At 36.3% G+C, this 24,599-nt stretch carries 26 protein-coding genes; 17 read left to right on the top strand and 9 right to left on the bottom strand.

Annotation, left to right across the window (positions count from 1 at the left end):
* Positions 1 to 107: 107 nt before the first annotated feature.
* Positions 108 to 545 (bottom strand): RrF2 family transcriptional regulator, encoded by a 438-nt coding sequence (locus tag AC06G9_RS17330; RefSeq protein ID WP_045753523.1) that lies wholly within the window; start codon positions 543 to 545, stop codon positions 108 to 110.
* Between the two features lie 44 nt (positions 546 to 589).
* Positions 590 to 952 (bottom strand): cupin domain-containing protein, encoded by a 363-nt coding sequence (locus AC06G9_RS17325; RefSeq protein ID WP_094772277.1) that lies wholly within the window; start codon positions 950 to 952, stop codon positions 590 to 592.
* A gap of 124 nt (positions 953 to 1,076) precedes the next feature.
* On the opposite strand from AC06G9_RS17325, the gene AC06G9_RS17320 reads away from it, so the two are divergent.
* The 4 genes from AC06G9_RS17320 (at position 1,077) to AC06G9_RS17305 (ending at position 4,359) form a co-directional block, all read left to right on the top strand.
* Positions 1,077 to 1,469, top strand: coding sequence for a group III truncated hemoglobin (locus AC06G9_RS17320; protein ID WP_045755096.1), 393 nt, complete (start codon positions 1,077 to 1,079; stop codon positions 1,467 to 1,469).
* Between the two features lie 348 nt (positions 1,470 to 1,817).
* Complete coding sequence (locus AC06G9_RS17315) at positions 1,818 to 2,240, top strand: Fur family transcriptional regulator (protein ID WP_045755095.1); 423 nt, start codon at positions 1,818 to 1,820, stop codon at positions 2,238 to 2,240.
* 60 nt (positions 2,241 to 2,300) lie between these two features.
* Entirely contained in the window at positions 2,301 to 3,287 is a 987-nt protein-coding gene (locus AC06G9_RS17310) for a P-type ATPase actuator domain-containing protein (protein ID WP_480956846.1), read from the top strand.
* Entirely contained in the window at positions 3,223 to 4,359 is a 1,137-nt protein-coding gene (locus AC06G9_RS17305) for a heavy metal translocating P-type ATPase (protein ID WP_480956845.1), read from the top strand. The genes AC06G9_RS17310 and AC06G9_RS17305 overlap by 65 nt, the downstream gene beginning before the upstream one ends.
* A 74-nt stretch (positions 4,360 to 4,433) precedes the next feature.
* Here AC06G9_RS17305 and AC06G9_RS17300 read toward each other — a convergent pair whose 3' ends face one another.
* The gene (locus AC06G9_RS17300; RefSeq protein ID WP_045755707.1) at positions 4,434 to 5,309 is read right to left on the bottom strand and encodes an SIR2 family protein; all 876 of its coding nucleotides are present in this window, start codon (positions 5,307 to 5,309) and stop codon (positions 4,434 to 4,436) included.
* Positions 5,310 to 5,673: 364 nt separating this feature from the next.
* Here AC06G9_RS17300 and AC06G9_RS17295 point away from each other — a divergent pair, with 364 nt between their 5' ends.
* The 3 genes from AC06G9_RS17295 to AC06G9_RS17285 all read left to right on the top strand — a co-directional run bounded on the left by AC06G9_RS17295 (position 5,674) and on the right by AC06G9_RS17285 (position 8,141).
* Positions 5,674 to 6,396: a ferritin-like domain-containing protein gene (locus AC06G9_RS17295; protein WP_094772279.1), complete on the top strand. Its 723-nt coding sequence runs from the start codon at positions 5,674 to 5,676 to the stop codon at positions 6,394 to 6,396.
* A 20-nt stretch (positions 6,397 to 6,416) separates the two neighbouring features.
* Positions 6,417 to 7,250: a ferritin-like domain-containing protein gene (locus AC06G9_RS17290; RefSeq protein WP_045755092.1), complete on the top strand. Its 834-nt coding sequence runs from the start codon at positions 6,417 to 6,419 to the stop codon at positions 7,248 to 7,250.
* A gap of 621 nt (positions 7,251 to 7,871) precedes the next feature.
* The gene (locus AC06G9_RS17285) at positions 7,872 to 8,141 is read left to right on the top strand and encodes a hypothetical protein (RefSeq protein WP_045755091.1); all 270 of its coding nucleotides are present in this window, start codon (positions 7,872 to 7,874) and stop codon (positions 8,139 to 8,141) included.
* Between the two features lie 24 nt (positions 8,142 to 8,165).
* On the opposite strand, the gene AC06G9_RS17280 is transcribed toward AC06G9_RS17285, so the two are convergent.
* Together AC06G9_RS17280 and AC06G9_RS17275 are read right to left on the bottom strand one after the other, a co-directional pair.
* Positions 8,166 to 8,930 (bottom strand): SDR family NAD(P)-dependent oxidoreductase, encoded by a 765-nt coding sequence (locus tag AC06G9_RS17280; protein ID WP_045755090.1) that lies wholly within the window; start codon positions 8,928 to 8,930, stop codon positions 8,166 to 8,168.
* Positions 8,931 to 9,012: 82 nt separating this feature from the next.
* The gene (locus tag AC06G9_RS17275) at positions 9,013 to 9,420 is read right to left on the bottom strand and encodes a helix-turn-helix transcriptional regulator (RefSeq protein ID WP_094772280.1); all 408 of its coding nucleotides are present in this window, start codon (positions 9,418 to 9,420) and stop codon (positions 9,013 to 9,015) included.
* 295 nt (positions 9,421 to 9,715) lie between these two features.
* On the opposite strand from AC06G9_RS17275, the gene AC06G9_RS17270 reads away from it, so the two are divergent.
* Complete coding sequence (locus AC06G9_RS17270) at positions 9,716 to 9,958, top strand: hypothetical protein (RefSeq protein WP_045755088.1); 243 nt, start codon at positions 9,716 to 9,718, stop codon at positions 9,956 to 9,958.
* Between the two features lie 54 nt (positions 9,959 to 10,012).
* On the opposite strand, the gene AC06G9_RS17265 is transcribed toward AC06G9_RS17270, so the two are convergent.
* Positions 10,013 to 11,005 (bottom strand): GlxA family transcriptional regulator, encoded by a 993-nt coding sequence (locus tag AC06G9_RS17265; protein ID WP_045755087.1) that lies wholly within the window; start codon positions 11,003 to 11,005, stop codon positions 10,013 to 10,015.
* Positions 11,006 to 11,134: 129 nt separating this feature from the next.
* Between AC06G9_RS17265 and AC06G9_RS17260 the strand changes: the two genes are divergently transcribed.
* The 4 genes from AC06G9_RS17260 to AC06G9_RS17245 all read left to right on the top strand — a co-directional run bounded on the left by AC06G9_RS17260 (position 11,135) and on the right by AC06G9_RS17245 (position 13,486).
* Entirely contained in the window at positions 11,135 to 11,557 is a 423-nt protein-coding gene (locus tag AC06G9_RS17260; protein WP_045755086.1) for an SRPBCC domain-containing protein, read from the top strand.
* A 21-nt stretch (positions 11,558 to 11,578) separates the two neighbouring features.
* Complete coding sequence (locus AC06G9_RS17255; protein WP_045755085.1) at positions 11,579 to 12,028, top strand: SRPBCC family protein; 450 nt, start codon at positions 11,579 to 11,581, stop codon at positions 12,026 to 12,028.
* A gap of 10 nt (positions 12,029 to 12,038) precedes the next feature.
* Positions 12,039 to 12,458: a VOC family protein gene (locus AC06G9_RS17250; protein ID WP_045755706.1), complete on the top strand. Its 420-nt coding sequence runs from the start codon at positions 12,039 to 12,041 to the stop codon at positions 12,456 to 12,458.
* Positions 12,459 to 12,574: 116 nt separating this feature from the next.
* A complete protein-coding gene (locus AC06G9_RS17245) occupies positions 12,575 to 13,486 on the top strand; it encodes an NAD(P)/FAD-dependent oxidoreductase (RefSeq protein WP_248755783.1) in 912 nt (303 codons plus the stop codon).
* 158 nt (positions 13,487 to 13,644) lie between these two features.
* Here the strand turns inward: AC06G9_RS17245 and AC06G9_RS17240 are convergent, their stop codons facing one another.
* Together AC06G9_RS17240 and AC06G9_RS17235 are read right to left on the bottom strand one after the other, a co-directional pair.
* Entirely contained in the window at positions 13,645 to 14,001 is a 357-nt protein-coding gene (locus AC06G9_RS17240) for a hypothetical protein (protein WP_260948490.1), read from the bottom strand.
* A gap of 54 nt (positions 14,002 to 14,055) precedes the next feature.
* Positions 14,056 to 14,565, bottom strand: coding sequence for a ClbS/DfsB family four-helix bundle protein (locus AC06G9_RS17235; protein ID WP_045755082.1), 510 nt, complete (start codon positions 14,563 to 14,565; stop codon positions 14,056 to 14,058).
* A 306-nt stretch (positions 14,566 to 14,871) separates the two neighbouring features.
* Between AC06G9_RS17235 and AC06G9_RS17230 the strand changes: the two genes are divergently transcribed.
* Both AC06G9_RS17230 and AC06G9_RS17225 read left to right on the top strand, forming a co-directional pair.
* On the top strand, positions 14,872 to 15,456 hold the full coding sequence (locus AC06G9_RS17230) for a DUF3267 domain-containing protein (RefSeq protein WP_045755081.1): 585 nt from the start codon (positions 14,872 to 14,874) through the stop codon (positions 15,454 to 15,456).
* A 298-nt stretch (positions 15,457 to 15,754) separates the two neighbouring features.
* Positions 15,755 to 16,036 carry a hypothetical protein gene (locus AC06G9_RS17225; protein WP_260948493.1) on the top strand — a complete coding sequence of 94 codons (282 nt, stop codon included), beginning with the start codon at positions 15,755 to 15,757 and terminating at the stop codon, positions 16,034 to 16,036.
* A 66-nt stretch (positions 16,037 to 16,102) separates the two neighbouring features.
* Here the strand turns inward: AC06G9_RS17225 and AC06G9_RS17220 are convergent, their stop codons facing one another.
* Positions 16,103 to 18,850 carry a substrate-binding domain-containing protein gene (locus AC06G9_RS17220; RefSeq protein WP_045755079.1) on the bottom strand — a complete coding sequence of 916 codons (2,748 nt, stop codon included), beginning with the start codon at positions 18,848 to 18,850 and terminating at the stop codon, positions 16,103 to 16,105.
* Positions 18,851 to 19,119: 269 nt separating this feature from the next.
* Here AC06G9_RS17220 and AC06G9_RS17215 point away from each other — a divergent pair, with 269 nt between their 5' ends.
* From AC06G9_RS17215 to AC06G9_RS17205, 3 genes are all read left to right on the top strand, one after another.
* Entirely contained in the window at positions 19,120 to 20,481 is a 1,362-nt protein-coding gene (locus AC06G9_RS17215; RefSeq protein WP_281046826.1) for a sugar porter family MFS transporter, read from the top strand.
* Positions 20,482 to 20,483: 2 nt separating this feature from the next.
* A complete protein-coding gene (locus tag AC06G9_RS17210; protein ID WP_045755077.1) occupies positions 20,484 to 21,434 on the top strand; it encodes a carbohydrate kinase family protein in 951 nt (316 codons plus the stop codon).
* Positions 21,435 to 21,500: 66 nt separating this feature from the next.
* A complete protein-coding gene (locus tag AC06G9_RS17205; protein WP_480956844.1) occupies positions 21,501 to 24,593 on the top strand; it encodes a SusC/RagA family TonB-linked outer membrane protein in 3,093 nt (1,030 codons plus the stop codon).
* The last annotated feature ends 6 nt before the right edge of the window (positions 24,594 to 24,599 follow it).

Here is a 24,599-nt window from a genome sequence, read left to right as displayed (position 1 = left end):
GGACCTTTTTTGTTGAGTTTTTCTTTTCAAATACGATCGTTCGATGTTACATGTATTATAATATGTTCGCTGTGAATACTCCTAAATAAAAATAAAGGAGTGAATTGTCATTTATATAAAGTAACACTTCCTTTTATGAGTTGGAGATTAAACTGTCCGATACTTGTCTTTTTGAGCATACTGCTTAATTGATTTCTTACTTTTTTAAAATCATGGTGAAGTGGACATGGATTTTTTTCCGAGCAATAATCTAATCCCATGCCGCAACCTGTAAAAATCTGTTCGCCATCTATGGCTAATACAATATCAGCAATGGGCTTTTTTAATCCTTCTGGATCAATAAAGAATCCACCATGGGGCCCTTTTGAAGATTGTATTATACCTACTTTACTCAAGTTTTGAAGAATTTTCCCTAAGAAGGGTTCCGGAGACTTTACTTTTTCAGCAATTTCTTTAATACCTACCTTTCGTCCCTCTTGAGAGCTTTGAGCGATATAAAATACCGCACGGATGGCATATTCACAGGTTTTAGAAAAAACACCCATTTTTTGATTCTATTAATTGTCGTATTTTATGCAAAGATACAGCTCTAATTGGTATTTAAGACATTCTGTACACGTTCCATATGATCCTTTTTATGTATGGAAAGCCTGATGATGCTATTCTCAGTTGCCTTAAGATTGTGAATTATGGCTCCTTCTATGCCAATGAGATCTCCTTTTGTCATGGTATGCATAACGCCTGCAATATTTAAGTTGATGGATCCTTCCTGGATGTGTATGACAATAGGAAAGGGGCTTTTATGATCGACCATCAGTACTCCTTTTGCTAGACATATCCGGAGTTCTTTGGTCGATGATGTTTCTAATAAAAGCGTCACTATTGGTTTTTCTGATGCATGAGATACTCCTTGATATAGCGATACAGGCGTGTTGTTTTTATTCATTTCCATGTCAGTTTTTTTTTGATTAATACAAATATAGTAATAAAAGACTTTTAACTCTTTTAATTATGATTATATTTGATCATACATATAATACTGAAAATAATCGTTTTATTAATTATGTACCGGGCATATGAAAAAGAAAGATATCACAACACTAGCAGATATTCAATTACTTGTTGATACATTTTATGGGCGGGTTCGTGAGGATTTGCTTATTGGGCCCATCTTCAATAATTTATTGGAAGGACGTTGGGAGGAACATTTAAAAAAAATGTATAGCTTTTGGCAAACTATTTTGCTGGAACAGCATAGCTACTTTGGAAGTCCATTTCCACCACATGCTGCCATGGCGCTTACTAATGCGCATTTTGATGCTTGGTTAAAGCTTTGGTATCGTACAGTGCACGAATTTTTTGAAGGAGAAAAAGCCGATGAAGCGATTCATAGAGGAGAGAAGATGGCCACTATGTTTTTATCTAAAATCAACTATTTTAATAACCTAAAGACTAAACCTCTCACTTAACACTCCCAAACCACCTTTTGAAAAGTAATTAAACCCTGTTGGCTCTACATTAGAGTATTGATATTTGAAGATATATGATCATGTTATGGATAAAATGTAATTAAAATATCATCCATTTTGCAAGGGCTAATGTTGACATCAGAAAGGTGGTATCTTAATTGTTGATGATAGTTTATTAATACATATCCATTTGAAATTATTAAGATGTACAGTTTATATATTTATATGTAAATTTCAGTAGCATAATCAATCATTTTTTTGATCGTATTTCTGTACAGCACGTTTGGTGGAAGATTAAATCTGGCTTTAAAAATTAAAATGGATGATATCCGGTTTAAAAACAAGTAAATGAATAGCGAAATTGAGAATAAACTTCGAGATAAAAATACGAAGCCAACGAGTATGCGGATTTTGGTTTACGATTTTTTGGCTTCACAACATATTGCTTTATCGTTGTCGGAAATGGAATCCCATTTCTATCCTGCAGACCGAATAACACTTTACCGCACACTCAAAACTTTTGAAGAAAAAGGTATCGTCCATAGTATACAAGAAAATAATACAAGTAAATACATACTCTGCCATGATGACTGTAATGAGGAAACCCATAAAGATTGGCATCTTCATTTTTATTGTAAGATCTGTAAGCAGACCACATGCCGGACAGATATCAGCTTTTCTTCACCCATTAATAGTGCAGTTCGAATGGATGAGGTTCGATTTTTTGCTAAAGGAATCTGTGAAAACTGTATGAATGAAACTATGCAATAGTATTGCATCTCATGAGTGAGTATCTTTGGTATTATTAATAGGTTTAAGAAATCTTATACAATGACTACACAACACAAACATACGTATGATCAGGCTGGAAATCAGCTTTGCTGTACAGAGGCGACAAAGATATATACACAAGCTGGTGCTCCTGAATTGGTTGACAATCAGAACAAATGTAAAGGTCATGATCATGAGGGACACGATCATACTAAACATAGTGATGATGATGGGCACAATCATGATCATGTAGCAGGCAGTCCATTGAAACTGTTTGCTCCTGCAATCATCTCTTTTGTACTTTTGATGGCAGCTATTGCTTTGGATAATTGGATGGCACAAGAGTGGTTTGAAGGTTGGATAAGGGTTGTATGGTATGTAGTTGCGTATGTTCCTGTGGGTTTTCCTGTTATTAAAGATGCGGTTGTCAGTATACGTAAGGGTGATGTTTTTTCAGAATTTTTATTAATGGTTATCGCTACCCTTGGTGCATTTGCTATTGGTGAATATCCCGAGGCTGTTGCGGTCATGCTATTTTATGCTGTTGGTGAAGTTTTTCAAACTTTAGCTGTATCAAGGGCTAAAGGAAATATTAAGGCGCTTTTGGATCAGCGCCCAGACGAAGTTACTATTTTGATCGATAATCAGCCACAAATCATAAAAGCTGCAAATGCAGAGATCGGATATATTATTCAATTAAAACCAGGAGAAAAATTAGGTTTAGACGGTGAATTATTATCGGATGAAGCTTCTTTTAATACAGCCGCTTTGACTGGAGAAAGTAAACCTGATCGTAAATCAAAAGGTGACTCTGTCCTTGCGGGAATGATCAATTTGAATATGGTCAGTATGGTTAAGGTAACGACTTCGTATACAGATAGTAAATTGAGTAAGATCCTAGAGCTGGTACAAAATGCAACGGCTCAAAAAGCACCTACTGAATTGTTCATCCGTAAATTTGCAAAAGTATATACGCCAATAGTTGTTTTTTCTAGCGATCGGTATTTGTTTATTGCCAGCGCTGTTTGTAGCAGATTACATGTTTAGTGACTGGTTATATCGGGCTTTAGTATTTTTAGTGATTTCTTGCCCCTGTGCTCTAGTTATTTCTATTCCTCTGGGTTATTTTGGAGGAATAGGTGCAGCCAGTCGCAATGGTATATTGTTTAAAGGAAGTAATTTTCTGGATACGCTAGCGACTATACAACATGTGGTCATGGACAAAACGGGCACCATGACTGAAGGGATCTTTCAGGTACAAGAAGTTAATTTTAATTCAGATTTTGATCAGGCAGTAATCTTAAAAATGGTGAATGCCTTAGAAAGTAAAAGTACCCATCCCGTCGCTACAGCTATCCATCAGTATGTCGGTGAGGTCGATCCCAACCTTCGCTTAGATCAAGTGGAAGAAATTGGGGGACATGGATTAAAGGCTGCAGTGGATGGAAAACAATTGCTGGTGGGCAATTTTAAGTTAATGGATAGATTTAATGTCCGTTATGATATTGACCCCGCGACGATTGTATATACGGTGATTGCTGTTGCGTATGATGGTCAGTTTGTTGGTTATATTACTATTGCGGATAGCATTAAAGCTGATGCATTGGATACCATTAAACAGTTGCACAAACTAAATGTAAAAGCAACTATGCTAAGCGGAGATAAAAGCACTGTTGTTCGCTATGTAGCTGATCAATTGGGTATTGATCAAGCTTTTGGAGATCTGTTGCCCGAAGATAAAGTAAATAAGCTAAAAGAAATCAAAGCACAACATCAACGGGTGGCATTTGTTGGAGACGGAGTCAATGATGCTCCGGTTGTGGCGTTAAGTGATGTAGGGATTGCAATGGGTGGACTAGGTAGCGATGCGACCATTGAAACTGCAGATGTAGTGATTCAAGATGATAAGCCATCCAAAATACCAGTCGCGATTCGTATAGGTAAGCAGACTAAACGCGTTGTATGGCAAAATATTACATTAGCTTTTGTGATTAAAGGAATTGTACTGATCCTGGGAGCAGGTGGGATAGCAACGATGTGGGAGGCTGTTTTTGCAGATGTCGGTGTATCTTTGATTGCTATATTGAATGCGGTACGAATTCAAAAAATGAAATTTTAATATGATCGTAATACGTTTGTTTATTTCAAAAAACAAACGTATTATATCTTTTATCTCTATATGATCGGTAGTCGCTATAATTTGAGCTTAATGCTGTTTATTATTTTTTGATAATACTTCGATTTATTTTCTTCATCGATAATCTCAACTTTCACATCATTAGCACGTAATAGCTGAATTTTATCGGATGAATCTTTTACATATTTGTGTGGGATGTAATAGTAGATCTGATTTTTTATAAAAGTATTTTTCTTATAAAATTTGTTTCTCGCTCGATAGGTCAAAAGCCACCACAGGTCGATCTCTACAAAATCTAATGAAAGTCCGAAAATATGAATGTCAGTAGTGAAGAAAAGGTCGATCCAGGATTGTAAAGCCATTTGTCTTCCTGCCTGTAACCTTCTGATCAGAGAAGCTTTATATATTTTTGTGCTTGCTGAATAATTTGGTCCATTGACAACGTAATCTCGCATTTTTTGTAATTGCCCGCAGTAATGTTCATAACCTAGATTAATAGAGAAGGGATTATTGCAATCTCCATGTATATGCCAGTAAGTCTTGTTTAAAGAATGATATTGTCTAAATACACTGTATGTCGTTTCATTTACCAGACTAGTTTTCTCTTTCGGATGTGTACCGGCTAAACTGAAATCATAATTGGTTGTCATGATATTTTCAACCGATAATTCCCTAATCAGTTCGTGAAGCTCATTTTGTTGGATATTAGAAACGGCATCAGCAATAAAGGTTTTAAGTTCCTTTTCATCCATGTGTTGTTGCTGTATGGCGCTTAAAAATATCTCTTCATAGAGCATAGGAAATGGTTTCCGACCATTTTCTAAAGTTTCAACATGGTATTTGTTTTTGATGCTAATTAACAGATCATTCCAACTTGTTCCTTTGTTGATATTGTTGATGTCGTTGCCAATGAGTAGTGCTGTATTAGTCATGATCATTAATTGTCTTGATAATAGCTTGATTAATCTATTTGATCTCTTGTAATATCGTTATTTTTTATTATTCTACCTGAAATTGATTTAATTTTATTATCCACAAAGTTATGCAACCGAAATGTCATGGAGGGCTACATCTGGTTTGGATGTATTTTTTTAAATCTAAGCACGCTAATAAACAGTTTTTTTGATTAATTGAACTAAAAAATATGAAGAGACACTGTTATTGTGTTGATATCTAATGATTTAAACGGGTTTTTAAATTATTTATTAAAAAAAGTAAAATTGTCCAATCCATGGAGTAACAGTTCTCGTATATAGTTTTAGAAACTAAAATTATACACTAAAAAACGAATATGTTATGGAAAAGATGTCATCTCAAAAAGAGTGTTTAATCGATGAAAAAGAACACCTCGATAAAAAAGACCTTCATAGAAGGGATTTCTTAAAATTTACTGGTGCTGGACTTGCCGGTGTCGCTTTGTTAGGTCTTTCAAGTTGTAAAAAGGATCGTAATGACGATGTTGATATGGGCGGTGATGGTTTTTATTTTGGTAGTGGCGACATTGCTATTTTGAATTATGCTTACGCACTGGAACAGCTTGAAGCTGCATTTTACATTAAAGTTGTAAACAGCCCTTTTTCTGGTATTACAGACATGGAAAAGAGCTTTTTTACAGACATTCGCGATCATGAAATTGCACATCGTGAGTTTTTCAAAAAAGCATTAGGAGACAAAGCAATATTAGATCTGGAATTTAACCTCTCGGGGATTAACTTTTCTAGCCGTGACAGCGTATTGGCTACAGCAAAAACATTTGAAGATCTAGGGGTATCTGCCTATAATGGCGCAGGATGGTTGATCAAGGATGTATCTTATCTACTGTTAGCAGGCAAGATCGTTTCAGTGGAAGCTAGACATGCTGCATGGATCAGAGATCTTATTGATAATGGAAGTTTCGCTAATCAGGAGGTCATCGATTCAAATGGTCTTGATGTTGCAAAAAGTCCTAGCATAGTGCTGCAAGCTGCTGCCCCTTTTATCAAATCTAAAATTGATGTAAAGGATTTACCTACTTACTAACTTTTTTAAATTTTATTGTTATGAATCTTTTAAATGTTTTTGACGAAATAAATAATGTTGATCCTGAATTTACAGATCGCATTAGCCCACGTAGAGAAGTTATTCGAAATATGACTTCATTTGGTAAAAAAATTACATTGGCTTCTTTGCCTTTCCTCATAAGTGATTTGTTTAAGAAAGCATACGGAGCTACTGCACCTACCGATGTGACTGGGGTGTTGAACTATGCGTTGACCTTGGAATATCTTGAAGCGGAGTATTACACGATGGGCGTGGCGGCTTCAAATCTGATTCCTTCAGGTAGACCATTGGGCGCCATCACGACGATTCGCGATCACGAAAATGCTCACGTTAAATTTTTGAAACAGGTGTTAGGTGATAAGGCTGTTTCTAAACCTACATTTGATTTTACAGCAGGTGGTACTTTTGCCAATGTATTTAGTGATTATGATACATTTTTAGCTTTAGCTCAGGCTTTTGAAGATACTGGTGTACGTGCTTATAAAGGTCAGGCTGGAATATTGTTAGGCAACAAGGTTGTACTAACTGCTGCTTTACAAATCCATTCTGTAGAGGCTCGTCACGCATCTCATATCCGTCAGATGCGAAGAGCTCGCGGAGGTGGAGCAGCCAATCAAAAGCCATGGATAACAGGAGCTAATGATAGCGGGATTGGTGCAGTTGTAGATCCTGTTTATATGGGTGAAGATAATAAAATGCAAGCAAATGTCGATATTACAACTTTAAAGGGAGTGTCGGGAAATATATCTCTTGCCGCAGCAACTCAGTCTTTTGATGAACCATTGGGTGCTGAAGCGGTACTTAATATTGCAAGTCTGTTTATTAAAAAATAGTGTATTAAATTTTTGTGAGATCGCTCCTCATTCATATTGAATGGGGAGCATTTTTTTAAAGATAAGAATTGGATCATCTTCACGATTTAAATCTCAAATATTCCACAACTCTCCCTAATGGTGGAATTAGTATTTTCCTGATTCTCCCCAAATTTAACTATCTCTCCATAAATCCGGATAGATCATTCGAAACTCGTCTTCTCTCGCTTCACATTTCAGTTACAGCCTTAAACTTTTAATTGTAAAATTGATGGTTCTTCGGATAATTTGAAATTTCATTTATTTTACCCCAAAAAGTTGAAACATTTCATCGTGAATAGTTGTTTGGCAATAAGAAGATTAATAAAAGGTCGGATCATAGAAGGTAGTGTAATAATGAAGTTTATCGTAAATTATTAATAAAATGTAAGGCTCGATATTTGAGTTATTGATCTCTAGAAAAATATTATTTTGGAACTTTTGTCGCATTTTGAAATATCCTGTCTTGTTTAAAAGATTTTCAAATATAGACGTTGCCTAAATTTTAAACGTTTGGCAATACATTATAAAGAGCATTTACGATTAAGTAATTAATTTTTATAAGAGCTGGATATTTCAACTGTATGCACTTTATTTTAATGTATGAATATGCAATTTTTACCTGTTAACTATCATTTATTAAGGCAGCTGCAAATTAGAGGTTATAATATTTTAGCATCCGCTCAAGGGATCGATCATGAAAATCCAAGTTACTATCCCATTCAGGTCACGGACGTGTGGGATTATCTAGTGCGCATAGATAGTACATCTAAAGTTGGTGAACCAGCATTAATTGTTATCGATGATGCGCTCAGGAATGTGGAAGAACAACATTTTGATGGTGCTGTTTTTGTCGATTTTGAAATGGATTAAGATGATGTTACTATCATTTCTCTGCTACAAAAACATACCTCCCGATACTTCAATACGTTGTGCATTGATCCATTTCGCATCTTCGGTACATAAGAATGCAACTACACCTCCGATATCATCTGGCAATCCTACTCTGCCGAGTGCTGTTTGCGCTGCAATGGCGCTGTTAACATGTTCGTTGTCGCGCACCATACCATTTCCAAAATCAGTTTCAATTGCACCTGGAGCTACAATATTGGCTCTGATTCCTCTTGCTCCAAGTTCTTTGGCTTGATATTTTGTTAATGTTTCCATAGCGCCTTTCATGGACGCATAGGCTGCATATCCTGGAGTTGAAAAACGAGCTAGTCCTGATGAAATATTCACGATAGCACCTCCATCTTGAAGAAGTGGTAAAGCTTTTTGCGTTAAGAAGAATGCTCCTTTGAAGTGAATATTTACTAAATTATCAAATTGTTCTTCTGTTGTTTCAGCGAAAGATGCATGTATTCCTATACCAGCATTGTTGATTAAAAAATCAAATCTATCCGTATTAAATACAGATTTTAGGATTGATTTTACTTCTGTAAAGAATGCATCAAAGATTTTGCTGTCAGCTACATTAAGCTGTAAGGAAGTCGCATTGACACCAAGTTTTTTTATTTCTTCAACAGTATTTTCTGCTTCTTTTTTTTGAGATTGATACGTTAAGATGATATCAATTCCTTTTGATGCAATTTTGAGAGCTGTATTTTTTCCTAGTCCACGGCTACCGCCAGTTACCAGTGCAATTTTATTTTTTGGTTCCATGTGCTTTTAAATTGAAAACAAAGTTAAGCGACCAATGTTGATAAAAATGGTGACTGTTTAAGTATTTATCAATGATTAAGGCTTATCCGTTAGTCCCATCAGGATTCTGAGATAAATTCAACAAAAAATCGGCTCGGTATTGTTTAGGAGTTTGTCCTGAAAAACGTTTAAAGAATTTAGTAAAGTTTGAGGGATCGTATGTTAGTGTCCTTGCAATTTCAGCAATCGGTATATTGATTTGCTGTAACATTGATTTTGAAATTTCCATTAAACGATTTTCCATAAAATAACAAGGAGAATGTCCTGTTGCAGATTTGATGGTATTACTGAGATGTATGGGATGAATATGCAGCACGGCAGCAAAATCTCTGATCTCATACATTTGGTCCTTATTGCCACATAATATATCTGAAAGATGATTATCTAGCGCTCTTAAAAAATCAGCAGTTATTTCCTGCTCACGGACGAAGAGTTTTTTTGGGATTTTCATATCTTCGAAAATGCAATTTCGTACTTGCTGTTTTAAAATAATACAAGTACTGTTTTATCTCATTTGTACACTTATATAAATGTAAGAATAAAAAAATATTTTTTTATTGTATTCTTGTATTTACGCTGAGTTTTTTGACAGTTCCTAATGACTATATACTGCAATTTCGGTGATTTATCCTTTAAAGTTTACAATCATGCATATGAATTATAAACAATGCAAATGATTAGAAATTTCTAGCAGAACATTGCTTCTCTATAAGTATGAAAATAAGAACTAAATAAGTTAAAGAAATATGAGTAATTATAATTTAGAGCGTATAGTCCCATCTCAATGGCGAAATTATAAGTTAATCAGAATAGAGGCTTTAAAGACAAATCCTGAATTGTTTGGAAGTACTTATGAGAAAGAAGCTTCATATCGTGAAGAGGACGGGCGAATAATGATGCTTCAAAAGCAGCAAATCAAAAATTTGGTTTTGAATACACACATTCTAAGAACACCGTTTGGTCAGATGGTAATGTGGCAGAAGAATTGATGTATGCATGGTTATTGTAAAGATAAATTAACAAAATTGTGTTTTTTTCAAGTACTAATGCTCTTTTGTAGTCAGCTCATTTCCAACTTTTGCAAAGTTATTTCTATATTCTATTGGACTAAGTCCTGTTATTTTTTTAAAAATATCTCTAAATGCTTTCGTGTCGGTATAACCTACCTGAAACATCACTTCGGAGACATTTTTTCTAGATGCTTCGAAGTACTTTTTAGCTGCTTCGATACGTACACGTTGAATATATTCAATCGGTGTGTTGCTTGTAGCATCTTTAAACCTTCTTTCGAATGTTCTACGGCCGACATTGATTAAGTTTGCTAGATCTTCAACCGTGATTTTATCATGATAATGCTCTTCTATAAAATCTTGGACTTTTTGGATATCGGTAAAATTATGATTTCTTTGACCTTTGAACATGGAAAACTGAGACTGACTATTTCTACCGATATCTAAGGCAAAATATTTCGATACCATTATCGCAGTTTCACGATCCGAATATTTCTCAACTAGATATAATATCAAATTCCACAAACTATTGGCACCACCGCTACTATAAATACGATCATGCGCTGTTATAATGGTACCATCTTCGATTTCAATATCGGGATATTTTTCTCTAAACTCATTGACGTAAGCCCAATGGGTAGAACATTTTTTTCCTTTTAACAGTCCTGTTTCAGCTAATAGAAATGCTCCTACACATAAGCTAGCAACAGCAGCACCCGCTTGATGAAGTGTTTTGAAGTAAGGTATAGCATCCGCATTGGCTCTAATACCTTCATCTATGTCTCCAAAAGTTGGCGGTATGATCAATAGATCCGTTTTAATAACTTCACTAAGCAATCGATTCGTTTTTATCGTGTACTCACCACTATTTGCATGTACATATTCATGTAGACCGACGTATTCGATATGGAATATCGGTTTCTTGCCGAAGAATGTCAAGAATTCATTGGCGGTGTGAAATGTTCGAAATGCAGGTGTAATACCTTCTATGGTACCATATTGTGGAACGAAAATGGAGATTTGCATCGTCTTTAGATTATATCATAAATATACAAATTGTTTTTGTCGCAATGCACCCTTAAAGTTGTCGTTTTTGCAATAGATCAAATTTTGTAAACTGTAGCATCTTTGTATAAGCAATATAAACATAGAACAATGACAACACAAACAAAGATTAACGTAACAGCGGTCGTGCATGCTTCTGCGGAAACGGTTTGGAAGATTTGGAATACACCCAGTGATATCATGCAGTGGAATTGTCCAGACCTGAGCTGGCACTGTCCGAAAAGCGAAAATGATGTACAGGTAAATGGAAAGTTCAAAAATAGAATGGAGGCAAGGGATGGCAGTTTTGGCTTTGATTTTGAAGGTACCTATGATGAAGTTGATTTATATAGGAAGCTATCGTATCGCTTGGCCGATGCTCGGAAAGTCACAACAATATTTACAGAATATGATGGTAAAACAACTGTAGTTACTACATTCGATGCTGAAACGGAGAATGATCTAGAAATGCAAAAGCAAGGATGGCAGGCTATTTTAACCAATTTTTCAAATTATGTCGAATCAAAAAATTAGTAAATCCTAAAATTTAGTGTTATGAAAAAGAATACAGTTTCCTTACATCGGATTATTCAGGCAAGTCCTGAAAAAGTATTTCGTGCTTTCTCAGATCCAATAGCGCTGGCAACTTGGTTACCTCCTTATGGTTTTATATGTACGGTGCAACAAATGGACTTTAAAGTAGGCGGTAACTTTAAAATGACCTTTATTAATTTCAGTACTGGAAATGGTCATTCATTTGGAGGAGAATATTTAGAGATTGTACCGAACGAATCAATTAAATATAGTGATCGTTTTGATGATCCTAATCTTCCGGGAGAAATGATAACCACAGTTTCATTGAATAAGGTGTCCTGCGGTACTGAACTTAAAATTGTGCAAGAAAATATTCCAGATATAATACCTGTAGAAATGTGCTATTTAGGTTGGCAGGAATCATTAGATAAAATGAAGAGATTGGTTGAAACTGAAATACCTGATGCTTAATGGAAATACAATGTTATTTAAAAATACCAACAAAGTGGTAAGTGGAATCTTCCTCACATTTTCTGGAAATTGTAAAGAAGCGCTAACATTTTACCATAGCTGTTTTGGTGGTACATTACATTTTGATACATTCACGAATCAATTACAGGATTTTCCAAAAAATCCTGTAACTTTTGGATCACTCATCTCTAAGGATATTGTTATTAACGGTTCGGATTTAGTTGCTGATGAAAGACGAATCATTGGGAACCATCTATCTGTCTTTTTAATGTGTGAAAATATTGTTTATAGAAATTTGTTAGTTGATAAACTCGCAAGCAATCATGATCATTTCCCTAAAAGGCATCATGATTTACAAAAACTAATTGAAATAAGCGATGCTTATGATGTGAAGTGGTTGTTAGCAATTTCCTGTGTCATGCAACCGTAAGAATTAAATTTATATTTTATAAAATTATTGCAACTTTATTGCAATAAAGACGGTAATCATTATCTTTATTAAAATTAGATCCTGCACTTGTTACTGGATCAATAAAACTATGATATATGATGAAAAAGGTTGAAATTTATGATGTTACTATTATTGGAGGCAGTTATGCAGGACTTTCAGCAGCACTGGCCTTAGGGCGTTCTTTGAGAAATGTGCTCATCATCGATAGTGGAATACCCTGTAATCGACAGACACCTTATTCCCATAATTTTTTGACACAAGATGGAAAAACTCCTTTAGAGATTGCAACGTTAGGAAAGGAACAAGTTGCTCAATATGAAACTGTACAATTTTATGAAGATCAGGTAATAAACGTGAAATTTTTGCCAGAAGGATTTGAACTTATAACAGCAGGTGGACATAATTTTAAAGCTAGGAAATTGATTTTTGCTACGGGAGTTACGGATATTTTGCCAGATATAAAAGGATTTGCTGCTTGCTGGGGTATTTCTGTTATTCATTGCCCATATTGTCATGGTTATGAGTTTCGTCATAAAAAAACAGGAATTATTGCACGTGGAGATCGTGCACTTCATCTTGCTTCACTAGTTAATAATTTGACTGATCAGTTGAGTATTTTGACAGTGGGGGAGGCTGATTTCAAAGGGGAGCAATTGGATAAATTAGGCCGCAATCATATTGATGTCATAGAGACGGAAATAGCTGAAATTATACATGATGCGGGGCAGGTCAAAGAAGTGATATTTAAAGATGGTACATCGCAACGTTTTGACGCAATTTATGCTGCGGTTCCATTTGTTCAACACGCTCTTATTCCTAATAAGTTAGGATGTGAGTTGACTGAACAAGGGCATATCAAAGTTGATAATTTTCAGAAAACTACCATTCCTGGTATCTATGCTTGTGGTGATAATAGTACGATGATGCGTTCTGTAGCCAGTGCAGTGAGTACAGGAAATATTGCTGGAGCGATCGCTAATATGGAATTGACATTAGAACGTTTTTAAATTGTTTGCTTTTATTCTGGAAATAGAATTATAATGACTTGCAACAAGGATAGGTAATGGACTATTATGGACTTCTATCTGTCATATAAATCAAAATAAAATCTGTAAAATGGTGCTCAAATAATATAAAACGCCATTTTACAGCTATGTTATAGCTCTTATTTTAATTTTATGTATTGATTTGAGATACCATCGTATAATAGCGTTAAGGTGTCTTTATTAATGGTATAGTTACACTCAGATTTTTCCTGACTTTCTTTTTCTACAGTTATGATTTTGTCTTTTTCAATTTTGTAACTTGATATTATGGTATGCTGCATCTTTCCTTCTCCTAGATGTTGGAGAAACTGTCCATCTTTAGTAAACTCTAAGATGATTTTTTCTACTAGTTTTCCTGTTTTTGCATCTTTAAGAGAACTATCCCATTTTCCAATGATCTTTGGATTTTCTTGGGCATTACAACTTAAGAACATACAGCATAAGATAACAAATACTTGCTTTATTTGATTTTTCATAGGAATTGGGATTAAGCTTTATCGTTCGTTAAAAGATTATTGATATGAATCCGATTAAATTTCTTTCTGTTTTTTCCATTTACGTATTCTTCCAGTTGCGTTTGCATAAGGTGATGAGGTATTAAATTGTATCATTCTTCCTAAGGTCCAATTTTCATACCAATTGATTTCATAGAGTTCTTGATTAGATTTTGTCGCTATGAGTGATAAAATCTGGTCAACATGGATGTCCAGATTTTGCTTTAAGGTTGTAAAATCGTCCGTTTGATAATCTTCGTAAAATTTTTGAGCTAGCCTGCCCAGCTCATTCCATTTATAGCCTGTTTCAGGAAAATCTACAGACTCATTGTTATCTTTCTTTAGGTTCCATTTTAAAACTAATGCTCCCCAACCGATCAGGTAAGCTAAAAGATTATTGATACTCATCTTTGTTCCTTTTGCGTGCCCTTCCAATTCCTGTATCCTTGTCAGCTCTTGTGGAATGCTGCTCAGTTCTTTTTTTAGTTTATTATAATTGATCTCGACAGCTTGCCGTAATTCTTCTTTGTTTGTTGGAATTGCCATTTTAATTGATTGATGTTAAGAACTGCTATTGATAACCACAGTTTCTGTTTTATTTGTGGTGAGAAGCATCTCCTCCTACTATAGGAATTGGGTTTACATATGGTATAGAATTTTATTTTATGGAGTTATTTTACTATTCAAAAATAGCTCTTTAATTTCTATGGTAATAATTTTATTCCTTTTTGTGAGAAAAAAAATTGTTGGTGTGATGCTTTATTTTTATCTTCAAGATTAATGTCGTATCCCATCATATTTTTTTAGATGATGATGGAAAAGTAACAAATTAACTATTAAACCGATTTTTATATGGAACCAGATTTTACAGAAAGCTATACTAAAGAAATGCGAACCATAGATCTATATCGCGCTAATGTTGTGGCGTTGTATTTATTTGCAATAGTGATCTTAGCATATGGTATTCCATTTTATTTCCTCTGGTCTACACAAGATTTTATCAGCATAATGAAAGATTCTTTTGGAGGTAACCTTATTTCTGCTCCTCTTCTTATCTTTTTGATTATGATTGTTGGAATTGTTCTGCATGAGCTGATCCACGGTATAACTTTTTCCGTGTATGCTAAACATGGATTTAAATCCATTAAGTTTGGTTTTTTAGTGAAAATGTTAACTCCATATTGTCATTGTAAAGAACCGTTAAAAGTGAACCATTATATTATAGGGGCTTTAATGCCAGGTATAATCCTAGGCATTATTCCAGCTTTGATTTCATTGATAACTGGAAATATATTCTTATTGTTATTTGCCATATTTTTTACTGGCGCAGCTGCAGGAGATTTTTTAATTGTCAAGCTTATTTGGAAGGAGGATCGATCATCGATGGTTTTAGACCACCCTTCAGAGGCAGGATGTTATATTCTTAAAAAAATATAGCGTTTGTTATTTTGTCATTTTTTTTGACTTCTCCTTGATTGGTAGGTATGTATCATCCTTTCATTAAATTTCCTTAATTTTATGGATATAACAAACCATTCGATTACTGTAATTGTTATTGAAAACAAAACTTATGGTTAGGTTATCTGTTCTTGTAATTTTTAGTATGTTTCTTATTCATACTGCCTGTGAGTCTCCTCACTCAAGGGAACCTCTACATGCAAATCAAAATTCAGAGGATAGCGTGACACAAGAACCATCTCATATTTCATTTTATGGTGGGAGCTTCTTGAAAAATATGAACAAAATATCTGGGATAACAGATACTATTTTGATCTCCGTAAATAAGCCTGATTCGGCCGTTATCACACTGCTTAGTCCAGCAGATACCGCAAATATTCGAATAGCCCAACTTTTCTCGCCAGACGGTACCGTTGATGGTCCATTTGGGAAAGACTTAAAATATCGATTTAAGGACACGGGAGATTATTACATCACGGTCAATGAGAACCTCATGGTGGGTAATCATTATACAGGTCCTTACCAAGTGAAGATGGTTATTACAAATCATAGTCATTAGTGCACATTTATAATCAAATGGATATAAATTGTTATAGATTTATTTGTCTATTATCATCATATCCATTTATTTAATTTTTTCCTTTTTAAAGGCAGATGGAGTAATTCCGTAATATTTTTTGAATGCGGATGTGAAATAAGCGGCTGATGAAAATCCGACCTTTTCTGCTATTTCATTAATATTAAGTCCTTCCATAATGAGGTGTTGAGCCTTTTTCATTCTTCTTTGCAGCAAATGTTCATTAACACTGCATTGTAGTAGGGCTTTTACTTTTCGGTACAATTGTACACGTGACATGTGGAGCTCTGAGCTAATATCTTCTACGCTTAGTTTTGGATCGGATAATCTAGACTCTACGACTGCAGAGAAGTTGTTGAGAAATCGCTTGTCCTGTTCCGAATACTCACGTTCGCTCAGATCATCAGATGGATCTATCTCACTCATATACCGTTCTTTTAAGCCTTTGCGTAGATATAATAAATTCTCGATTACAGCTTTTAAGTGATCTGTATTGAAAGGTTTAGTTAGGTATGCATCTGCCATAGCTCTCATACCTGCGATCTTGCCTTCATCTGAATCTATTGCTGTGAGCAAGATAATCGGGATGTGTGAAGTCTGTGCATCGAATTTTAGATATTTTAGTACTTCTATACCACTTTTGTCTGGTAACATAACATCGCAAACGATTAAGTCTGGATATTTAGTCGTGGCTAGCTCCACTGCACGATCATAATTTTCTGCTGTATAAATATTATACTCCTGTTTCAACAGATCCTTTAAAAACATCCGGATATCAGCATGATCATCGATAAGCAGTATGCTTGGAAGTCTGCTGGAGGTAAAACTGACCTCTTCGTCGAGCTGCTTCGAGTTGTAGGTCGATAATGCTTGTTTGGGAATTGATGCCGTTGATGGCACGGTCTCCCTAAGTTCATTGTTTTTGAGGTGTAGATGACCTATAGGTAGCCGTATGGTGAAACAGGAACCCTCATTTAGTTTACTACTGACAGTAACCTGTCCGTGATGAAGATTGATAATTTCCTGTACATATGAAAGTCCGATACCAGAACCATCAGGATTATAACCGCCCTGATAGAAAGGGTCAAATACATGATCAATATGTTCTGGGCTGATGCCTCTGCCATTATCGATGACGCGGAGGTAAACATAATCGCCAAAAGTATTGCGCTCCAAAATGATTTCGATCTTCCCGTTCTTCTCGGTAAATTTGATAGCATTCGAAAGTAGATTGGACATGACTTGCTCAAGCAGGTATTCGTCAAACCAGAGCTCTTTGATTTGTGCCCTATTGCTATAGGAAAGTGATATTCTATTTAGCGTTGATAAAGGTTTAAATGTTGCGATCACCTGATGTATAAAATGATCTATTGGTACAGGTGCTGCCTGTAATCTGATCTTGGATTTTGATATCTTATGCATATCAATAAGTTCATTTACAAGCTGGAATAATTTATGCGCGCTGCGTCTAATCCGTTGTAATTGTTCCTTAGCACTCACTGAAATTCCCTTTTCTTTCAATAATTCTTCTACAGGAGCTAATATCAGGGTAAGTGGAGTTTTAAATTCGTGTGATACATTAGTGAAAAAATTACTGCGTGCTTCAGAAGCTTCTTTGACTTGTTCGCTCATCTCGATGAGTTGCTGTTGCTGCTGTAAGATTTCTTTATTTTGGCTCTCTAAATCTTTATTTTTACTCCAGTTACTTTTGATCACAATGATGGACACGCCGCCAAATACCACAGCCATAACTAAACTTATGATCAGTACGTTAAGAATGGTTTTCTGATCGTTGTAGATTTTGCTCTGCTCCGTGATCAGCATCTGTTGCCTATCGATATCGCTTTGTTGCACTTCGATTTTTTCAGATTGGAGTGCCATCAAATTAGCATTGCTACTATCGATGACTAATGTGCCTAACAGATTGTCCCTTTGATAAAATTCCTTTTTTAGTATAGCTATTGCTGTTCTTATAGCTTCGGCTCCTCCGGTTGGATATAGTAGGGAAGCTTGCAGATAGCCTTTATTGATCTGTTCTAGTCCATTGCCGGAACCTGGTAGCGCATCTACACCGATGATGTTTTGATTAGCTTTGGTATCAAATCGCTGCAGAATTTCTCGTACTCCTAATGCCATCTGATCATTGAAAGCAAAAATGAGGTCGCTACTTGCTAATTCTTCCAAATGATCTTGGGCTAGCGTACGAGCCTTCGCTCGTTCCCAATCTCCTTCTAGAACATGGGTAATTTTTATGGCAGGGTGATCCCTTAGGGATTCGCGAAGACCTTTTTCTCGTTCTATGGATGCTGAGGTTCCTTTCAGCCCTGTGATGATCGAAATATTGCCTTTTCCTTTGAGTGTGTTTGCAATGTATTTGCCTGCCAAATTACCAATAGCTACATTATCGGCACCTACGTAAGCATTATATAGATTAGATGAGGTCTTACGATCAGTTACAATAACCGGAATATTCTGTTGATAGATGGAGTTGACTATCGGTGTAAGTGGATCTGCTTCGTTGGGAGATACGATCAGTAAGTCAATATCTTGTTTTAAAAAAGTTTCTATCTGTTGGATCTGCTGTTTGCTATTACCTTTTGCATCTGCATAGAGAAATGCTATTTCAGGATGGAAACTCAGTTCACGTTTCATCTCTTGCAGCATGGTTTGTCTCCATGCATCAGTCCCTATACACTGAGAAAAAGCGATGGTATATTTTTCTTGAGGTTGATGTTGCTGACAAGAAATAAAAAGCAACATGGACAAGAGGAATACATATATAAGACTTCTAGGCATACTTGATTATATAAACGAAAGGCAATATACATTTTTTTATTTTTTGAAGCTTCTCTATTCAAACTTAGTGTAAAAAGTACATTAGTATTATTGGGGTATAAAATGAATCAGGATTATAATTTTTTGTTCAATTTTCATTAATCAATACATGGGGGTCAATATTTAATCAACTGAAAGTCATTGTGTTTGTGGGTATTTTGTTTCATGTATCAAATTTTATTCAATTTGTCTGCTATTTGTATCTCTAAAGTAGACTTGGGCACATAGATTTGCTTCTAATCAATTATAAAAGTGATATGAACAAAAACATGGTGTTGGCCTGGTCATTTGTCGTGGCCCTGGGAGGATTTTTATTTGGATTTGATACAGCGGTAATTTCTGGAGCGGAGAAGGCAGTTCAGGTATTTTGGAATTTGACTGAGTTTGAGCATGGATTGACGATGGCTATCGCTTTGATAGGAACTGTTGTTGGTGCTGCTCTTGGTGCATTACCTTCTGATCGATTTGGTCGAAAAAATACGCTTTTCGCAGTTGCTTTACTCTACTTTTTCTCTGCTATAGGTACTGCGTTAGCCTATGACTGGTCGCTCTTTTTGATATTTCGATTTTTAGGAGGTATAGGTGTTGGCGTTTCCTCGGTCACCGCACCGATCTATATTACAGAAATCTCACCTGCCAAGTCTAGAGGTAAGCTTGTTGGTCTTTTTCAATTTAATGTCGTATTGGGTATACTCATTGCATATTTGTCCAATTATTTGATTGGACAATGGGGGGAGGAGTCATGGCGATGGATGCTAGGTGTCCAAGCTTTTCCAGCTGCATTATTCTTTATACTTATATTTTTCATTCCTGAAAGTCCAAGATGGCTTTTATTACATCGTAATAGACGTGAAGAAGCTGAGGAAACCATGAAGAAGATCAATGCGGACAATTATAAATATGAAGTACAGTTGATTATCGATAGTCGACAAAACAGTCAACGTGCAGGTGAACAGTCGAGTGCTCTTTTTTCTAAACAATATCGCACTCCATTGATCTTAGCCATATTATTTGCTGTTTTTAATCAAGTTTCTGGTATTAATGCAATCATCTATTATGCACCTCGGGTATTTGAAATGGCAGGATTAGGTGCTCAAAGTTCTTTGTTATCGAGTGTGGGTATCGGGCTTGTAAATTTTATATTCACGCTACTGGCTATCAATTTCATTGATAAAGTAGGTCGACGAAAACTCATGTTAGTGGGATCAATTGGACTTATCCTTTCGCTATCATTGGTTTCATTTGCCTTCTTTTCTGGGCATACAGAAGGGTTGTCTATTACTTTTTATTTGATGCTTTATATTGCTTTTTTTGCATTCTCTCAAGGAGCTGTGATCTGGGTGTTTATTTCCGAAATTTTTCCAAATGATGTTCGGGCTAAAGGGCAAACAATCGGGAGTCTGACACATTGGGTGATGGCTGCGCTTATTACATTTTGTTTTCCCGCGCTAACTGAATTTTTAGGGGGCGGATACACCTTCTTGATTTTTGCAGGCTTCATGGTATTGCAATTGATTTTTGTGATCCGTATGATGCCTGAGACTAAAGGAACTTCATTAGAAAATATGGATCAAACGATTAATTTACATTAAGGATGAGGAGAGAAAAATTAACCATTCGTGGACTTTGCTTTGGTGAAGTGCTGTGGGACAACTTACCCACAGGTAAAAAACTTGGTGGAGCTCCTTTAAATGTTGCTTATCACCTCAATAAGCTTGGCTTAGAAACTCAGATCATCAGCCGGGTGGGAAAAGATAGTGGTGGAGGTGAATTGATTACAGGGTGTGAAGAACGTGGTATTCCTACTAAACTTTTGCAGGTCGATGAGGAGCATGCCACTTCAACTGTGGAAGTACATGTGGATGAACAACTGGAAGTTACTTATGAGATTGTTTTTCCTGTAGCATGGGATTATATCCAGTTAACTGAAGATGATATCATTGCTGTTCAGCATGCTGATTTTCTAGTGTATGGGAGCCTTTCTTCACGTCATGAGGTTTCATATCGTACGCTAAAGGAACTATTAAAGTTGGCGAAGTACAAAGTGTTAGATGTTAATTTGCGAGCACCTTTCTATTCACAATCGCGCTTGTTGGATTTGCTGAGTTATGCTGATCTCGTGAAGATGAATAAAGAGGAACTCGGGATCATTGCGCAGTGGTTAGATCTACCTAAGGAAGACAATGATGGACAGTTGGTGGAGCAGATTATGCAACGATATGCTATTGATGAGGTCATTGTAACCTATGGTGCTGCTGGAGCAATTTATCACGCTAAACGAACGGGCGTCAGTTATCATTTTGCGGCATATCAGGTTGATGTGAAGGATACCATTGGGAGTGGAGATTCTTTTTTGGCTGCTTTTTTATCGAAACGTATGCGCAATCAAGTTGATATCAGTATTGAAGAAACCATGGGGTTTGCGGCTACGCTAAGTGCTTTTGTTACGCAAAGTACTGGAGCATGTCCAAGCTATGATGCGAGTACGATCAACAGATTTGAATGGATTCATTATTTGGGAAGAGGGGAGGCCAATTCAAGTTAAGAAAAAGATTGACCTAACCTATATCTTGATAAACGCTAATTATAAACAACTAAAATTTACTAAATTATGAGAAGAATAGTTTTTACACTATTGTTCCTGGGATGCCTGTTGTCAACGGTGTATGCCCAAGACATTCTGTTGTCTGGAAAAATTACCGATAACAAGGGACTTCCACTATCCGATGTGACAGTCACCATAATGGGAACACAGCATGTGACTGCTAGCGATGAAAATGGAAATTATAAAATAAATGCCACCAAAGGTACTCAGATCCGCTATACTCGTGTCGGCAAGAAAATAGTATATGTAACTGTGGGCGAGCAACGAGTCGTAAATGTGGTGATGGACGAAGGAGAAAACTTGGATGAGGTTGTCGTTACGGGATATCAAACGCAGCGTAAAGCAGATCTGACGGGGGCAGTCGCAGTAGTGAGAATGGATGAAATAAATGCACCCTTAACAGGCAATGTCATGAAAAGCCTTCAAGGTCGAGTACCTGGTGCATTTATTACGACTAGTGGTTCACCTGACGGTTCTGCCAATGTGCTCATTCGTGGAATTGGAACTTTGGGCAACAGCAGCCCTTTATATATTATTGATGGTATGCCAAGTACTAAATCCATGAATGAAATATCTGGACTTGATATTGAATCGATTCAGATTCTTAAAGATGCATCTTCATCAAGCATCTATGGCTCTCGCGCAGCTAATGGGGTAATCATTATTACGACAAAAAAAGGGGGTAAAGGTGCTACACGTGTAGATGCACGTGTATCTACTGGTATCAAAAATTATGCAAAATCATTGGACTGGCTGGATACCCAGCAACGGGGGCGTGTACAATGGCAAGCTGCACGTCATGATGGTACAGATCCAAACTTTGGAGTTTATACGTTTAAAGATGTGCAAAATAGTGATGGCAGCTGGCAACTGAATGAAATTACAGTACCCGAATATATTGATGATGCTAAGACAATGCGTGCTGCCAATACCGATTGGGTACAGGAAGTGGGACAGACGGCTTTAGTACAGAATTACAATTTAAGCTTAATGACGGGTAACGATAAAAGTAGAGCACTCTTTTCTGTGGATTATTTCGATAATCAAGGAACGGTTAAAGGAACGTATTTTGAGCGTCTGTCCGGTCGGTTAAATACAGATTTTAATTTACTGGAGGGTCGTGTGAAAATAGGTGAAAACTTATCGATCACCAAAATAAAACAAGATGTACTAGGCAATGTGTTAGATCGCACGCGTAATATACAACCGATCGTTCCTGTACATACTGTAGATGGTATGGGTTGGGGTGGTCCTGTAGCAGGGATGAGCGATCGTCAAAATCCGGTTAGACTGATCGCCGATAATGAGCAGAATAGACGAAATATGCTGCGTTTATTTGGCGATATGTATATCGAAGTGAAATTGTTAGAAAATCTAAAATTTAGATCCATGCTTGGGATGGACTATTCTTTCCTTTGGGACCGCAATATGCAGAAAACCTATGTTTCTGGATTCATGTCCGAAAATACAGCAAGTTTAAACAATGTTAATAATAGATGGGGTAACTATGTGTGGAATAATACGCTGACCTATAAATGGATCCTGAATGAAAAGCATCATTTTGATTTTTTGGCTGGTCAGGAGCTCATAGATTATTATGCTGAGAATCTGCAGGCAGGACGTCGTAAATTTGCTTCTGAAGATCCCGATTATATGTATCTGGATGCTGGAGAGGGTATCCAAACAAATAGTGGGAGTGGTACTGCCTACCGACTGCTTTCGTATTTTGGAAAAGTAAACTACAATTTAGCGGATAAATATTTGCTATCTGCAACAGCAAGATACGACGGTTCATCCCGATTTGGAGCTAACAATCAATTTGGTTGGTTCCCTGCTTTATCTGCAGGTTGGCGTTTAAGTCAAGAAGATTTCCTGAAATCTGTCGATGTCATATCGGATCTGAAAATACGCTATGGTTGGGGAAAAGTAGGTAATCAAGAGATTGGTGATTTCGCTTCTTATGGGATGTATCAAGCGAGTTATGCGACTAATCCAACATGGGATCCTGACAATGGAACCGCATACGACATCAAGGGTGCTGGTACAGGTACACTACCTTCTGGATATAGACGTGTACAGCAACCTAACCCAAATCTACGCTGGGAATCGGCTACTCAGCATAATATTGGTGTGGATTTTGGATTTTTTAATCAAAAACTAACAGGTTCATTCGATTATTTTAAAAAGAACACCTCGGATATCCTGATATCGCCACCTTTTATTGCCACTTTGGGTGAAGGGGGCAATCGTTGGGTAAATGGAGCAAGTATGTCAAATAGGGGATATGAATTTTTGTTATCCTATTCATCATCTCATAACAATTGGAAGTATTCCGTAACGGGAAACATGGCTGGATACCGCAATAAAATAGTCAAACTACCAGAAGATGTTATTAATTCTTATCCTGGAAATGGGGTAGATCAAACCATTTTAGGAAGGCCACTTAATTCCATGTTTGGATATGTAGCGGATGGTCTTTTTAGAACCATGGAAGAGGTGAATGCGCATGCAGAACAGGTCGGCAAAGGGTTAGGACGAATCAGATATCAAGATATCAATCAAGATGGTCGAATCGGTGATGAAGACCGAACTTGGCTAGGTATTGCCGATCCAGATTTTATTTATGGAGTAAATTTCTCGGTAGGCTATAAGCAATGGGACTTGAGTATGTTCTGGAATGGGGTTTATGGTGGTTTGGTTAACAATTCTGCTAAAGGTTATACGGATTTTATCAGCTTTTTTGGTGGTGAAAATTATGGTACACGCGTACTGGATGCATGGTCGCCTCAAAACTCGCAATCAGATATTCCAGCTTTATCATTTAACGATCTCAATAATGAAAAAAGATTCTCTAGTTACTTTGTAGAAAGCGCCTCTTATTTTAAGTTGAGAACACTGGAATTGGGATATAGTTTGTCCTCATCTGTATTGAAAAGAATTAAAAGTCAGGGAGTAAGATTCTATGTATTAGGCGAAAACCTGTTGGCATTTAAAAAGAGCTGGGGAAATTATAAATATACAGGTGTAGATCCAGAAACCCCAAATTCGGGGTATCCAATTCCGTTTTCAATTACCGCAGGTATAAATGTTTCATTTTAATCGTAA

Source organism: Sphingobacterium sp. MAE, from assembly GCF_056711605.1.
The sequence above is the reverse complement of the archived record's forward strand: the minus strand, read 5'-3'. Positions and strand labels throughout refer to the sequence as shown.